Here is a 15216-nt window from a genome sequence, read left to right as displayed (position 1 = left end):
ATACGTTGTTAAATGAAGTCTTTTTCTTCCCTTTCCTCCGATGAGAGAAAGTCAATTACATTAGAAGCTTCATTTTTTGAAACTTCCTTATCTAATTTATTCTCTGACTTAGTCAGTGCGTTTTTAGCTCCCCATACTTTTCCATCCACAGTTCTAACTTCACGCTTATTTTGCTTACGGGAGTAGAAGCTTTTATTTTGCGTATTCTCTGCTGTACTTTTCTTTGCTACTTTGTTTAGCTCTTCAGTAAATGCATGAAACTCAGCTCGATGCTGCTTTTCTACTTTTTCCTGTTCTTTAATTTGGTTATCACGATATTCCATAATTTTCTTTACTTCATCAAAATGTAAATTTTCATATTTTCTTGATTTTCCAGTTAGAAAACACTCAATAAGCCCTTTTTTATGTTTAACAAATATATTGCTACAATTCCTGGGATCAAAAGTAACTTCGATATTTTTATTTCCAACTGTAGCCACACTTTCTCCCTCAAACCATCCCTCTTCAATCCCAAGCATACAAGTATAAAACAAATTATTAAACTCAATTCCGAATCGGGATACCTTTGCTTGCCCACGTGGTAGTAAATTATAGCGGAGCTCATCTCTTGTTTTTTCATGCAATAAGCGTTTATTTTTTGACCAGTTCCATACTTTCAATGGAGTCAGCTCTACTTGGTCAGTAAACATTTCTTTTGATGGTAAATAATCTTTACTTAAAGCACTCTTATTATATGTCATAAAGTAAATTATTAAGAATTTATTAAACTCTTCAATGGTCAGTGCTGAATCTAGAGCAGGATCGCGATCTCCCCTTACCATCTGCCTTGCCTCTGTTGAACCCGGGAGTAATTGACGTATCGTTTGGTTAGTGATATGAAAAGTTGATTCTATAAACGGTTTTAAATCCCCTCGATATGAAGGAGCATTTAAGACATCCACATTCAGGTTTACGAATCTCTCGGATAATTGTGACTTTAACTCTCCACGATCTCCTACTAGATTTTTAGGTAAGTAATGACAGGGCCAGTCTTCCTCCGTAATATGAATACCAAACTGTGCACAGTTTTCAACCTTGCTCGTTCCAGCATGCTCTACAGCCACCATAGATTCAAACCAAGACTCTGAAGCCAAGCTTACATGATAACCAGCAACAAACCTACTAAATACATCCATTACTACATATAGCACTGGTTTTCCTAGAATCGTCTTACGGTCAAATGAAACCAGTAAAATATCAGCTCGAGTTGCATCTACTTCAAAAAGTGCGCCCACATAGTCAGCTTTTTCTGAGGCATTTCCCTTCATATGACGAACGTCCATGGTTGCCCGGCGTCTACCATAATTATTTGCATATCGATTAAAAGAGGTTGTATTTTGTGTATACCAATATCTAAACTGGCGTAAGCTTGGAGATCTATCCACATCAACAATCGGAACCCTTACACCATGCTTTCTATAAAAACCTCTTTTATAGTATGTTTCACACATTCTTTCGTGTGTTGTCGTTAAATTCATTCCCTGGCGTATATGAAAAATACGTATAGCCGATTTGAAGTTTTGAATATCGGCCTCCGTGATCAGATATCTGTTGGAAGAGACGGGCCCAGGTTTCTTCTTGTAAACTCGTTGATTACCTGGAGCACCACAATCAAAATAATTATTTAGCAGACCATTTCTAGATTTTCCATAAAACCAATATTTTTTTAAGTAATTTCTTATAACTTTTTTTGATTTCCCTGAATTTAAATGAGCTTGATGGATAAGTTCTCCTCTTTTTTCTGAGATGAAAATTTCAGGCTCTTGAATCACGATATCCTTTATAATATTCCATATACGATCTCGATTTTGTTTGTATTTTTCTAAATAATCCTCATCAGGTGATAATAATCGCATATCAGCTTCTAATTCAGTAACTCTACACCTATTCAATTCAATTTCCTGAATCAAACTTTTATATGAATTTATAAAGGGAAACTCCATTTTTCGATTATTCTCTATACTCATAACTACTACTTGATCTCCCTCTTCGTCTATCCACAACACACGAAGAAGCTGCTCTGTTTCAAGATTCTCATCCAATCTCTCAATTACTGAATTTACAACAAACTGTATCATTAGTTTCCTCCTTATCGAATTGATTTGGTAAAGTTAGGTTTACTCTCTATTTCTGTTACGAGTAGGGGTTCACTTTCTTTAATGACTCGGCTGTGCATATCCGTTGTCCACCATTTGTTCGCCAACATATGTTGCATGATAAACATACAAGTTCCTCTCTCAAGTGAATATTCTTTATCCGTACGAAGGCAAAGATTTGTGATAGAGGTTTGGCCTTTATCTTGAATAATAACTTCAAGTAACCCATCTGATATCAAAGTGGTTAATTCTTCGTTCACGCCTGGTCTTGTTTCCAAATACTTTGCTTCAGAGAGCCATTCGATATTTTTAACAAGAATTGATGGGATCTTGTTGTCAGTGATAATACACCAATCAATTCCTTGCTCAGCAAAATAAATTCTCTCGATTTCAAATAATTCTAATGTACGATCAGTTAACTTTTCGCAAGGCTTTATAGTCCTAATGACGTCGAGTAGTCCTGATTTTGTTTTAATAGTAAGCCTAAAGTCAGTAGTCATAACTACTGGTGTACCATCAATATTTGCGTGTTTGATTCCAAGTTGTTCAGCAATTTCTATTGTCTTATCTATAGGTAGTAAAGGCCATTGTTCTCGTATATCCACAACTTCATCCCACCATTCACAAAAATATAAATACTTTCGTTCATGCTCAGATAAAGTGTGATGAATTCGCCCTGTTTTCCATCCTTTGTGTCGAGTTAACCATCCCTCAGAAGCGATTTTATTATCGTGTGCTTGAATGAATGGAGTGTAATCTGAACCGATTCCCTGCCCTCTCCCCTTTTTTATATAGTTTTCTTGTAACTTTGCTATCCTCATACTGCGCCGAGTCATAACTTACACTTCCTTCCATTAATGAACGTTCATTTGAACGTTTCAGCTATAAAAACGCACAAATGGCTTCGTCCTTGTTGTTTTTAAGGACGAAGCCATTCAATTAGGTTGTTTATGCTTGTTCTAGTTGCTTATACCAAATTTATATCCATAAACCGATTAATTTAAACATATAGAAACCAACTTTATTGTAAAAGTACTAACTATAATGTAAAGAAACCAACTATAATGTCTAGGAACCAACTTTAATGTAACTGAACAAAAAGTCATAAAAGCAACTTAAAACTTATTCTACAGTAACACTTTTCGCTAGGTTACGTGGTTTATCAACATCATGACCCAGTGCAAGAGAAGCGTAGTAAGCCAACAGTTGGAGAGAGACAACTGAAATTGCAGCAGACAGAATTGGAAGTGTCTTCGGAATGGCAAATACCTGATCCACGGACTTCAGCAACTCAACTGCGTGCTCTTCGTACGTAATCGCAAGAACATCTGCACCACGAGCCTTGACTTCCTTAATGTTGCTCACGGTTTTCTCCAACACGGATTCCTGTGTTACCAAAGCGATAACCGGAATGCCGTCTTCAATCAATGCCAGTGTACCATGCTTCAATTCACCCGCAGCATAAGCCTCGGAATGAATGTAGGAAATTTCCTTGAGCTTCAGGGAGCCTTCCTGTACTACAGCATAGTCCTGACCGCGACCAATAAAGAACAGGTGCTTGTGGCTTGCAATTTGCTCAGCATAGGCTTTGATCGCATCTGCTTTACCCAGCATCTCTTCCACTTGCTCTGGCAGGGATTCCATAGCAGCCAGCACGTGAGCCACTTGCTCATCCGTTTGTGTGCCACGCACTTGAGCGAGATACAAACCAAACAGATAGAACGCAATCAACTGTGAAGAATATGCTTTAGTGGAGGCTACGGCAATTTCCGGTCCTGCCAGTGTAACCAACACATCATCTGCATCACGGGCGATGGAGCTGCCGACTACGTTTGTAATCGCCAGTACATGAGCGCCATTTGCTTGTGCTTCACGCAAGGCTGCCAACGTGTCAGCAGTTTCACCGGATTGGCTCACCACGATCACCAATGTCTCTGGTGTTACGATAGGTGAACGATAACGATATTCGGAAGCCACATCATTTTCTACCGGTATACGAGCCAAACTTTCAATAACTGTACGACCAATCAAACCAGCATTGTAAGCTGTACCACACGCAACAATTTGAATGTTGCGGATATTTTTAATTTGTTCTTCTGTCAGCTTCAGCTCAGGAAGAACAACTTTTTTAGTATCTTTATCGATACGGCCCAACATTGTGTCACGATAAGCCTTAGGCTGCTCGTGAATTTCTTTCAACATGAAATGCTCATAGCCGCCTTTTTCCGCTGTTACAGCATCCCATTCGACATGAATCATTTCCCGAGAAATAAATTGGCCTTCGATTGTCATTAATTCGACAGCATCACTGGTCAAAACAGCCATTTCGCCATCGTTCAAAATAAATACATTGCGTGTATATTTCAGAATAGCCGGAATGTCGGAACCGATAAAGTTCTCGCCTTCTCCCACACCAATAACCAGCGGGCTAGCTTGACGAACAGCAACCAGCTTATTAGGCTCGTGCTCTGTCAGCACACCCAGTGCAAAAGCACCGCGCATAAAGGTAATTGCTTTTTGTACTGCTTTAACGATATCCCCTTTATATTCACGCGCAACCAGATGAGAAATAATTTCCGTGTCCGTTTCGGAAATAAAGGTATGACCTTCGCTGATCAGCTGCTCCTTCAGCTCCAGATAGTTCTCAATAATTCCGTTGTGAACTACAGAGAACTTTTGGCTCTCATCCAAATGTGGATGGGAGTTTTCATCAGAAGGCTTACCGTGCGTTGCCCAACGTGTATGTCCGATACCTGCATGGCCTACCAACGGCGTACCATCCAGTTTAGCTTCCAGATTAGCCAGACGACCTTTAGCCTTGGCTACTTGCAATCCTGAATCTGTAAACACGGCAATACCCGCAGAGTCATAACCGCGATACTCCAGCTTTTTCAATCCGTCAATCAATACCTCTTGCGTATTCTGATTACCAATATATCCTACAATGCCACACATATTCGTTATCCTCCCGATCATCATTTCACAAGACGACTCATCACAGGACTAACGTGTGCGGTAGATTGTGGAATAAAGTTCATTCATCTATGAAGTTGTCAATGATAACTATAGAATTTACAGGCATCTCTTCACGAATGTAACGAAATTCCCAAACCGCGCACGCCAATGATGATGGCCGCACATTCATGAAATGAATCTTATAATTTAGGTTATAAAATAATAAAAGCATCTACCGGTGCGTTGTGTAAACAGTTGCCTGCTCATTTTCCGCTGCCGGTTTACGGCTTGATGCTTCACCGGAAGGTCCCCGCCGAATGTTTCGAACACCTTCACCTCGTCAGCTTGTTTTGTCGTGAACCGATTTGCGAGCAACTTTATCTCAACTGAATCCGTTGCTTCTCCACCAAGTTCCCCCCGCACAAAATCAAGCTCTGGCGCTTGTATTACGTTACCTTACAACCCTCGCTTTCTCTATCTGAGTCACAGCATCCCTATATTATATTCAGCTAAGTATCATTTGGCAATGACACTTTATTCATTATTACACTATGAAGGCCATAAATCGTTAGTAAATAACCGCAAACGCCGTTGCCTGCTTCTTTTTCACAGGCAACCGACGTTTACAAAATTTTAAACTAATTCTTTCTTCACGACATCTACGATCTGACCGACAAATTGCTCCAGTTCGTCCTTATCCGGGCCTTCGGCCATCACACGAATAAGTGATTCTGTGCCTGAAGCACGGACCAATACACGCCCATTATCGCCCAATTGTTGTTCCACCTGCTCAATTGCTTCTGCAATGGCAGGATTCCCTTCGTAATTGCGTTTGTCCTGCACACGCACATTTACGAGCACTTGCGGATACTGTTTCATGAGCGATTTTAGCTCACTCATTTTCTTGCCGGATGCTTTCAAGGTATCTACCAGCTGAATCCCAGTCAGCATGCCATCGCCTGTCGTATTGTGATCCAGGAAAATAACATGACCAGACTGCTCACCGCCTAGGTTAAATCCACCCCGTCGCATTTCTTCCATCACATAACGGTCCCCGACCGCAGTTTTTGCAGTCTTGAGTGCCAGCTTTTCAGTAGCTTTATAAAAACCGATATTACTCATCACTGTCGATACAATGGTGCTGTCCTTGAGTTTTCCCGCACGGTTCATTGCATCTCCGCAAATGCAGAGAATATAGTCGCCGTCTACCTCTTCCCCGTTCTCATCAATCGCGATTAGACGGTCGGCATCGCCGTCAAAGGCCAAACCAATATCTGCTTTCAAGCGGCGTACTTCCTCTTTCAGCTTTTCAGGATGAGTCGAGCCGCAATGATCATTGATGTTCAAACCGTTCGGCTCGGCACCAATGGTGTGTACCTCAGCTCCCAGTTCTGCAAAAAGCTTCGGTGCCAGCTCATAAGCTGCTCCGTTAGCACAATCCAGTACAATTTTTAACCCTTCAAAAGAATGGCTAATTGTTGTTTTCAAGAACTCCAGATAATCGTAGCGAGAATGCTCGTCTACAACAACCGTTCCCAATCCACCGCCAATCGGACGAGGCAGTTGGTCTTCTTTTGCATCCATGAGCTCTTCAATTTTCAATTCCGTTTCGTCTGTCAATTTAAAACCGTCACCGCCAAAAAACTTAATGCCGTTGTCTTCAACTGGATTGTGTGATGCTGAGATCATTACACCAGCGTCTGCTTTCAATTGACGTGTAAGATATGCCACCCCAGGTGTCGAAACAATACCTAGACGAACCACATTAGCCCCAATGGACAGCAAACCGGCTACAAGAGCCGATTCGAGCATCAGTCCGGATATCCGTGTATCCATACCAATAACAACTGTCGGTTTCTCTACATTACCTGCTAAAACATATCCGCCGCAGCGGCCAATGCTATATGCCAGTTCGGCTGTAAGTTCCTGATTAGCAACGCCTCGTACACCATCTGTACCAAAATATTTCCCCATGTAAAATGACTCCCTTTTTTTGTCTAATAAATCTTGATTATTTACTACAGATAAAACATGTTATGGCTGACTGTTCTCCGAGGTTCCATTCGCAGAAGAATCTGCGCCGTTATGAGGATTTGTTTTATCCTCCGCAGCTGCGTTGTCCCCGGTCTTAGCGTCAGAATCCCCACCTTGACTGCCTTGCCCCTCCTGTGGCCTCTCCTGCTCCTTTTCGCCACTACCAGAGGGGTTTGATTCATTCTCACTATTCGGATTCGTTACAGCAGGCGTAGAAGGGCTCTCAATGTTGACCGTTGCCTTTAGTTGGCCAGCATTTCCGGCTTGCGTAATATATTTAGGCAAGCCTACTTTCAGAGTAACCTCGTGTTGACCAGCCGCGAGGCCACTTACATCTGCCACCAAACTAATATCATCATTGGTTAAATTGTTTACCATATCCTGCGGGCCCTTCACAGTAACATCCATCGTCTTACCTACGGGTGCTGTAACAGTCGTAGTCGCTTTATCTCCTGCACCTTGTAAAACGATTGGGATGCCTGACAGCGTCCGTTCCGTATCTGTGACTTCATTGGAAGGGACGACGGTCACCTGAATTTGTATTGACCCTGGCTCGATTTTATCAGAACCTGAGGGGGCTGCCAAATTAGCTTGAACTGTACGAGTCCCCGCTTCCGTGAATTGACTTAAATCCAATGTAGCCGTGACGTAAGAGCTGAGGCTGCTCAATACATCCTGCGATGCATACACCGCCGCTTCCTTCACGTTTGCATTGACTTTAGAAAGCGCCAATCCGTCTGGCAACTCTCCAGCATAGACAATCTTAACAGGCACAGATTTCGCCTGCTGAGTTACAGGAATTTCAACGGACACAGTGGATGGCTCAATGACCGCTCCTGTAAGTTCCTGTCCCTTTTTGTTATAAGCCTTCAGTTTTACACGCTTCTGTTCAAACTTTTCTGAGATACCATCCGTATTAACAGCCCCTTGAACGGCAGTAACGGTACTCAACTGGCTTTTAGGCAAGGTAACCATCACGGTTTGAGGAGCAATTACAGGCTTCCCAAGCTGCAGTCCCCCATCTGGGTTTCCTTTAGGAACTATAGATACATTAAATGATTTCGTTTGTTTTTCCTCAATCGTCACTGTAACACGGTTAGGAGTCATAGACACCAACTCCACTCCATCCGGCAAGTCCGGTTCGAGTGACAATGTTTTAGTACCTGCTCCTAAGCCGTTTAAGTTTAGCTTTGCCTGATAATTATCCGCGAAAAAAGAAGTCAGCACAGAGCGCTGTCCTCTAACCTCCATCTTAACATGGTCAGTATCCATGGTAGACAATACATATTTTGAATCATCCAGACCACTAGCCTGAATGCCCACATTATCAATCACTTTATTATTATAAGAAACGGTCAGCGTAGATGAAGGTGTACCTGTATCTAGATGGACCATTCCCCACAGCAGGACAGCAACCGCAAGCGCCAATATCTTGGAAATCGTATTATTGTTAATCCATTTGTCCATCATGAATTTCCACGGCCTCCCCTCCGATTCCAGAATGAGCCGCGTTTTTCCTTCAAAGACGGTGTTGGCCGCAACTCCTCATACAGCTTGGAGATTAGGGATTCTTCCTTAATGTCGCGCACGACCTGTCCATTAATGGCCAAAGAAATTTGCCCTGTTTCCTCCGATACCACGACAGTTACGGCATCCGTTACCTCACTCACCCCAATCGCAGCACGGTGACGGGTTCCCAACTCCTTGCTGATGAACGGATTTTCCGATAATGGCAAATAACAGGCCGCAGAAGCAATCTGTTTATTTTGAATAATCACCGCACCATCATGCAAAGGCGTATTAGGAATGAAGATGTTAATTAGCAGTTCAGAACTGACTACGGCCTGTGTCTTGATACCAGACTCCGTATATTCGTTTAGCCCTGTCTCGCGCTCAAATACGACCAAAGCTCCTATTTTCCTACGTGATAAATAATTCAGCGCCTTAATCATTTCTCCGATTAGCTTGTTAATCTCTTCATCATCCGCAGACGAACGCCCAAATAATTTGCCACGCCCCAACTGCTCCAGTGCACGACGCAACTCAGGCTGAAAAATAATAAAGATAGCCACCACACCAAAGGTGAACATCTGGTTCATCAACCACTTGAGCGTATACAAATCAAACCAGGTGCTAACCGCCCAAATGACAACCAGAAACAGAATCCCTTTCAACAATTGAACTGCACGCGTTCCGCGAACAAGTAAAATAAGCTGATACATAATATAGGTTACGATCAAAATGTCGATAATATCTTTAATGGACTCTTTCCAAGTCAGGTCCGCAAAATAATCCAACATGCGCATGCCCCCGCAATTTTCTGTAGTGAGTGGGTGTAATATGTACACAGTATGCTCTCTCTATCTAGGTTATAACGATCAGGCTCACGTTGCAAGCTGTGTGACAAAAGAACCGCTAAAATCAGTAAAATACAGTACAATTCGCCAGCTTCATATACAAAAAAAACGCCTTTTCCAGCGGAAAGAGGCGCTCGATATTGTCCTTGCCATTTCAAGCTTCTTTTATGGAGAAGAGGGTCCCCCGAATAAATCAGTAACCTTGTACCAAATCCAATCCAAGGTTTGATCAATACTTTTAACCTGTCCTGCAATATGGGCGGTGGACGCTTGATAATAAGAACCATCAATCACAGTTACATTTCCTTCCACATCACCGTATACACGGGCTTCACCATTTTGCACTGTTAAATCTCCGGCAATGGATTTCCCTTCAGGCACAATCACAGTATCACCCTGAATAACGACTTGATCCAGTTGGCTTCCTTTGACTACCAATTGATGGTCCGTGCTAGAAAAGCTGGCCATGCTTGAGCATATAACAATAAGGAAGAAGGCAGCGGCTGTTACAGCGGGATGCCTTTTCACCCACGTCAGCATAGGCACCGCAGTCTGTCTTTTATGCGGCGGCAAAGCATTCATAATGCGAAATGTCAGCTCATCCGATACACACGGCACTTGATGATAGCGTGTACCGTAAAGCATCGCATCCGTCCGCTCCAGCTCTTTAAAACGCATGCGGCATTCCGGGCAGTCTAACAAGTGCTGTTCCAACTCATGTTTGTCCTGCTCAGACAGGTCGCCATCTAGATAGTCATGCATAAAAGAGACGGCTTGTTTGCAATCCATATGAGCCAATCCTTTCTAATATTCTTCCGTGTTTCTCAACATAACATGCTCCGGCTTAGAAACTTTGCTCATCTTACATACGTTACAACGAGCATTATGTTTCATAAAAACATCTATGCAGACTTTTCTCCTAGAATCTATGCGTATGATCTATAGCTTGTGCTCCAGTTTTTTGCGCAGAAAATCCCGCCCCCTGTGTACTCTTGTCTTAATAGTGGTAACTGGGAGATTGAGCACATCGCTGATTTCCTGTAAGGAAAGCTCCTGCAAGTACCGTAAAACCATAATCGTTCTGTATTTATCTGGAAGGCTGTCAATGGCGTCATGAATCAAAGCCTGCGTTTCGGACAGAAGCGTACTCCCCTCAGGGGTAAGCTCTTCACTGGCGAGCATGGCGTACCCATCGACACCTTCCTGATCATTCATTTCAGCATCAAGTGAGTATGTAGGTTTTCTCCTTCGCAGACGATCAATGCACAGATTTGTAGCAATTCGATAAATCCAGGTTGAGAACTTCTGTCCATGATCATATTTTTCCAAATTACGATACACACGCAAAAAAGTTTCCTGCACCAGATCCTCCGCCTCATGGCGATTACCTAGCATCCGGTAGGAAAGATGAAAAATCCGATCTTTATATAACTCGACTAACTCCGCAAAAGCTCGCTGATCGCCTTTCTGTACCAGCCTTACCAAGCGGCTTTCCATATTATCCACTCTATACTCCCCCAGACTTGCTGATGGGTTACTTATTACATGTTTATGATTATTCATCGTAGTTTAATTTTATCCAGAAATCAACTGTAGTATTGTTACTAACTGCAAGCACGCCTGCCATCAATATACAAACAGCACAATCGGGCACCCCATGAGTACCCGATTGCCTGTTTTCGTACAACCGTACTATATCAGCCCGTATTTCTTAAGCCTGCTGCAATTCCGTTAATTGTCAACAATACCTCACGCAGCATTTCAGTGTCATCACCGTTCTGATCCCTCAGCTCCCGTAGCTCACTTAGCAATTGAACCTGCAAGTAACTTAACGGATCGACATAAGGATTACGCAACCGGATAGATTCCTGAATAACCGGCACGTCATCCAAAATCTCGGATTGTCCAGTTATTTTCAAAATCAACTCAGATGTCAGCTTGAACTCCGCTGAAATCTGCCCGAAAATACGCTGCCGGGCCTCTTCGTTATCCGACATCCCAGCGTACTCTTCTGCAATCAGTAAATCCGCTTTAGCGATTGCCATTTGCAGTGTATCAATAAGTGACCGGAAGAAAGCAGAGTCCCTAAACATCGTTTGCAGCACTTTGAGGTTATCCTCATTGTTTTGATAGAAGCTTTGCAAACCTGTTCCAGCCGCATACCATGCAGGTAACAAGTAACGGCTTTGTGTCCATGCAAAAACCCATGGAATGGCGCGTAAGTCCTCAAAACGTTCGCTGTTCTTGCGCTTGGACGGACGAGATCCAATATTCAGCTCGCCCACCTCAGGCAACGGTGTAGATTCTTTGAAGAAGTTGAAGAAATCCGGATCTCGGAAAATCAAATCCTGATACTTATCCAGTGAAACTTGGGAAATGCGGGCGATAATCTCCTCCCAGCTCTCCTCAAACACTTCCTTCTTCCCGGAACGATGATATGCCACAGCCGTAATCAGCGCCGATGTTGCCTGCTCCAAGCTCCGGTACGCGATGCCTCTAAGCGAGTATCGGGATGATAGCACTTCACCTTGCTCCGTGATTTTGATTCCGCCTCCAATCGTATGAGGAGGTTGAGCCAAAATACTGCGATTAAGTGGCATTCCTCCACGACCCAGCGCACCTCCACGACCGTGGAAAAACTTCACTTTTACGCCAAACTCATTAACTACTTCCGTAATGCTGTTCATAGCGACCCGAAGTTCCCAGTTCGCTGTAACCACACCGCCATCTTTATTACTGTCCGAATATCCCAACATAATCTCCTGAAGCTGGTCCATCGCAGCCACAGATTGTCGATATACAGGCAAGTTCATCAATCTTCTCATAATATCGGGTGCAGCGTGCAGATCATCTATTGTTTCGAACAAAGGGACGGATTGCAGCGTACAGATAACAGTGCCATCCTTCTCGATGCGGAACAGGCCTACCTCTTTGGATAAGACCATAACCTCCAGTAAGTCACTGGCTCCCTGAGTCATACTGATCAAGTAGCTTGTAATGGACTGCTTGCCGAATTCCTCCTGAGCCAAATAAATCGTACGATATACGTCAAGACATTCCTGTGTGCTATCGCTATATTTTAAATACGGTGAAGTAATCGGACGAGGTTCATTCAGCAGCTTTTCCAGCAGATTTATTTTTTCCTCTTCTGATAGCTTACTGTAATCCGATACAATATTCATTTTAGATAGAATTTCAGTCATCGCATTTTCATGTTCCTGACTATGCTGACGCACATCCAGTGTAGCTGTATGGAATCCAAACAACTCTACCTGGCGAATCATCTTTTGAATATATGTGTTTGCCACATAATCGGCAAAATGATGACGCAGGCTGTTGTCAATAACATTTAGGTCTGCAATGAGCTCTTCCGCAGAATTATAACGCTCATTGGTACCCTGTTTGCTTTCATCCAGGATGTTGTTCACTTTAGCAATCATATATGCCAGTTTAATGCGGTAAGGCTCTTTTTCGTTATGCCATACTTCCATCTTTTTAAGTGTAATATGAGTACGGTCTTCTTCAATAGAAGCCAGTAGATCATCGGAAACTCGCACAATGCTGGTGCTGAAACTCAAGTAACCCATGAGTTCCTTTAACGTGTGCTGATATTCTCTCAAAGCCAACTTGCGCTGCATACGTAACGTTTCCCAAGTCACATGAGCTGTCACAGACGGATTGCCGTCCCGGTCTCCACCGATCCAGGAACCAAATCTCAGATAAGTGGGTATGTGCCATTTTTGTTCGGGATAATATTTGTCCAAACATCGTTCCAATTCTTGGTACACATCTGGCAGTACATGAAACAAGGTCTCGTGAAAATAATACATTCCATTTCTTACTTCATCTAATACAGTTGGCTTGCGATCACGCAACTCATCTGTCTGCCAAAGCGTAATTACTTCGTTTAGCAGATTCTCCCGTACCTGTTCCCGCTCACGTAAGGTAAGCATCGGATTATCCAGCAGCATGACGTCCTCGGAAATGCGCTTGTGGATATCAAGTATTACTCGTCGTGTCGCTTCTGTAGGATGTGCGGTCATGACCAGCTCCAAAGAGAGCTCATTCAGCAAGTTGCTAACGTCCTCGGCGGAGAAGCCCCCTTGTTTAAGCTCCTGAACGGAACTTTCAATGGAACCAGGTTGAACATCTTCACCAGCGGAATGCTCATAATCCCGCTTACGACGAATACGATGGTTTTGCTCAGCGATATTCACCAACTGAAAATAAATCGCAAACGCGCGAATAACCTGGTGACGAATATCCGTATCCAGTCCGCTGACCATTTGTTTGAAATCCTCATACAACTCCGGTTGATACCCGGCACGTAACGATTTACTTGTCTCACGTATTTTCTCCACGATATCCAAAAGTTCGTTGCCACCCTGATGAACCAAAACCTCACCAAGAATATTCCCTAGAAAACGAACGTCCCGCCGCAGCAGATTGTTGGATTGGTTTTTGTTAGCGGTTAACGTAAGCTCAGTCATGCTTTTCCCCCCATCTGATCTGTTCCACACCATATACAGTTGTAGCAAAGGTACGTATACACACGAAATTTGACACTTTCTTAACATCATACAATAAAAACGCATGAAAAGCTGCAAAATTTACAGTAAAAAATCATGTTTTTGAAATACTTCTTTTGAGAAAATATTGGATTTTTATGCAAAAATATGAAATTTATAATAGAAATGAATGTATACACTAGTGATGCGTGAAACATTATGCACAGTCTCTTATAAAGAGTGTGGTTTTAAAGGTGCAAATTCATGCAACATGATGTGTATATGTTTATTAATTGTTAACAAAGTCAACCCCATTATCCTTCTATCCACAAAGATATACACAAATTAGCCATATCCTCAGTGTTTCTAGGGCATTTCCTCTTTAAGACTTCGCTTTTTACCCACATAAATAAATGGGAATGTGCACAACGCAAGAGCAGATGCAGAGTTATCACCATGAATTCGTACCATAATAGCTATAGGATTCCTATATTCAAAGGATTTGATCACGAAATTAGCCTTACTGCAGGAGAAAAGGGGTACGCTTGAGGGGAAATTCGGGATCTAGACGTCATAGTAACAAGAGCCTATGTATAATATGCACAAGTCATCCCCAACTGTGCATGACAGGAGACATAACTGCATTAACTTATATACATAGAAGTAAATGTAATGTGGACAAAATAAAAAGAAGCCTTTCGGCTTCTAGGTAATCGGTAAGCGGGTGATGGGAATCGAACCCACGCTATCAGCTTGGAAGGCTGAAGTTCTACCATTGAACTACACCCGCAAATTAGTATCGGGATGACACGATTTGAACATGCGACCCCCTGGTCCCAAACCAGGTGCTCTACCAAGCTGAGCTACATCCCGATATTATACTTTTTTAAATATGGCGCGCCCTGAGAGATTCGAACTCCCGGCCTTTTGATTCGTAGTCAAACGCTCTATCCAGCTGAGCTAAGGGCGCAAATATGGAGCGGACGACGGGAATCGAACCCGCGACCCTCGCCTTGGCAAGGCGATGCTCTACCGCTGAGCCACGTCCGCAAAAACAAGATGCGCGTGGAGGGACTTGAACCCCCACGTCAAAGACGCTAGATCCTAAGTCTAGTGCGTCTGCCAATTCCGCCACACGCGCATGTAATACAATGGTGAGCCATGAAGGACTCGAACCTTCGACACCCTGATTAAAAGTCAGGTGCTCTACCAACTGAGCTAATGGCT

9 protein-coding genes and 5 tRNA genes are annotated in these 15216 nt (G+C 43.0%); all 14 read right to left on the bottom strand.

Annotation, left to right across the window (positions count from 1 at the left end):
- Positions 1–8: 8 nt before the first annotated feature.
- Positions 9–2117, bottom strand: a complete 2109-nt coding sequence (locus NLX78_RS12810) for a Mu transposase C-terminal domain-containing protein (protein WP_254350589.1) — start codon at positions 2115–2117, stop codon at positions 9–11.
- A gap of 11 nt (positions 2118–2128) precedes the next feature.
- On the bottom strand, positions 2129–2956 hold the full coding sequence (locus tag NLX78_RS12805; protein WP_254350588.1) for a TnsA endonuclease N-terminal domain-containing protein: 828 nt from the start codon (positions 2954–2956) through the stop codon (positions 2129–2131).
- Positions 2957–3257: 301 nt separating this feature from the next.
- Positions 3258–5090: a glutamine--fructose-6-phosphate transaminase (isomerizing) gene (gene glmS, locus NLX78_RS12800; RefSeq protein WP_061832056.1), complete on the bottom strand. Its 1833-nt coding sequence runs from the start codon at positions 5088–5090 to the stop codon at positions 3258–3260.
- Between the two features lie 633 nt (positions 5091–5723).
- The gene (gene glmM, locus NLX78_RS12795; RefSeq protein WP_013312125.1) at positions 5724–7064 is read right to left on the bottom strand and encodes a phosphoglucosamine mutase; all 1341 of its coding nucleotides are present in this window, start codon (positions 7062–7064) and stop codon (positions 5724–5726) included.
- A gap of 60 nt (positions 7065–7124) precedes the next feature.
- A complete protein-coding gene (locus NLX78_RS12790; protein WP_254350587.1) occupies positions 7125–8594 on the bottom strand; it encodes a CdaR family protein in 1470 nt (489 codons plus the stop codon).
- A complete protein-coding gene (cdaA, locus tag NLX78_RS12785) occupies positions 8591–9424 on the bottom strand; it encodes a diadenylate cyclase CdaA (RefSeq protein ID WP_013312127.1) in 834 nt (277 codons plus the stop codon). Before cdaA ends, NLX78_RS12790 begins: the two co-directional genes overlap by 4 nt.
- A 222-nt stretch (positions 9425–9646) precedes the next feature.
- The gene (locus tag NLX78_RS12780) at positions 9647–10270 is read right to left on the bottom strand and encodes an anti-sigma factor (RefSeq protein WP_013312128.1); all 624 of its coding nucleotides are present in this window, start codon (positions 10268–10270) and stop codon (positions 9647–9649) included.
- Positions 10271–10420: 150 nt separating this feature from the next.
- Positions 10421–10987: an RNA polymerase sigma factor SigW gene (gene sigW, locus NLX78_RS12775; RefSeq protein ID WP_016818747.1), complete on the bottom strand. Its 567-nt coding sequence runs from the start codon at positions 10985–10987 to the stop codon at positions 10421–10423.
- 191 nt (positions 10988–11178) lie between these two features.
- Positions 11179–13971 carry a phosphoenolpyruvate carboxylase gene (gene ppc, locus NLX78_RS12770; protein WP_250260341.1) on the bottom strand — a complete coding sequence of 931 codons (2793 nt, stop codon included), beginning with the start codon at positions 13969–13971 and terminating at the stop codon, positions 11179–11181.
- Positions 13972–14708: 737 nt separating this feature from the next.
- Positions 14709–14779: transfer RNA gene (locus NLX78_RS12765), tRNA-Gly, on the bottom strand.
- Between the two features lie 9 nt (positions 14780–14788).
- A tRNA-Pro gene (locus tag NLX78_RS12760) sits at positions 14789–14862 on the bottom strand.
- A 20-nt stretch (positions 14863–14882) separates the two neighbouring features.
- Positions 14883–14959: transfer RNA gene (locus NLX78_RS12755), tRNA-Arg, on the bottom strand.
- A 5-nt stretch (positions 14960–14964) separates the two neighbouring features.
- Positions 14965–15039 (bottom strand) — tRNA-Gly (locus NLX78_RS12750).
- A gap of 10 nt (positions 15040–15049) precedes the next feature.
- A tRNA-Leu gene (locus NLX78_RS12745) sits at positions 15050–15130 on the bottom strand.
- Positions 15131–15216 lie beyond the last annotated feature (86 nt).

The organism is Paenibacillus sp. Lou8.1 (genome assembly GCF_024213565.1).
GTDB lineage: Bacteria > Bacillota > Bacilli > Paenibacillales > Paenibacillaceae > Paenibacillus > Paenibacillus polymyxa_B.
This window is presented reverse-complemented; position numbering and strand designations above follow the sequence as displayed.

What these genes read in the sequence shown, in the direction of transcription:
- NLX78_RS12790 (WP_254350587.1), bottom strand. Translation starts at nt 8,594, where the DNA reads ATGATGGACAAATGGATTAACAATAATACGATTTCCAAGATATTGGCG.
- glmS (WP_061832056.1), bottom strand. Translation starts at nt 5,090, where the DNA reads ATGTGTGGCATTGTAGGATATATTGGTAATCAGAATACGCAAGAGGTA.
- NLX78_RS12780 (WP_013312128.1), bottom strand. Translation starts at nt 10,270, where the DNA reads ATGGATTGCAAACAAGCCGTCTCTTTTATGCATGACTATCTAGATGGC.
- glmM (WP_013312125.1), bottom strand. Translation starts at nt 7,064, where the DNA reads ATGGGGAAATATTTTGGTACAGATGGTGTACGAGGCGTTGCTAATCAG.
- cdaA (WP_013312127.1), bottom strand. Translation starts at nt 9,424, where the DNA reads ATGTTGGATTATTTTGCGGACCTGACTTGGAAAGAGTCCATTAAAGAT.
- ppc (WP_250260341.1), bottom strand. Translation starts at nt 13,971, where the DNA reads ATGACTGAGCTTACGTTAACCGCTAACAAAAACCAATCCAACAATCTG.
- NLX78_RS12810 (WP_254350589.1), bottom strand. Translation starts at nt 2,117, where the DNA reads ATGATACAGTTTGTTGTAAATTCAGTAATTGAGAGATTGGATGAGAAT.
- NLX78_RS12805 (WP_254350588.1), bottom strand. Translation starts at nt 2,956, where the DNA reads ATGAGGATAGCAAAGTTACAAGAAAACTATATAAAAAAGGGGAGAGGG.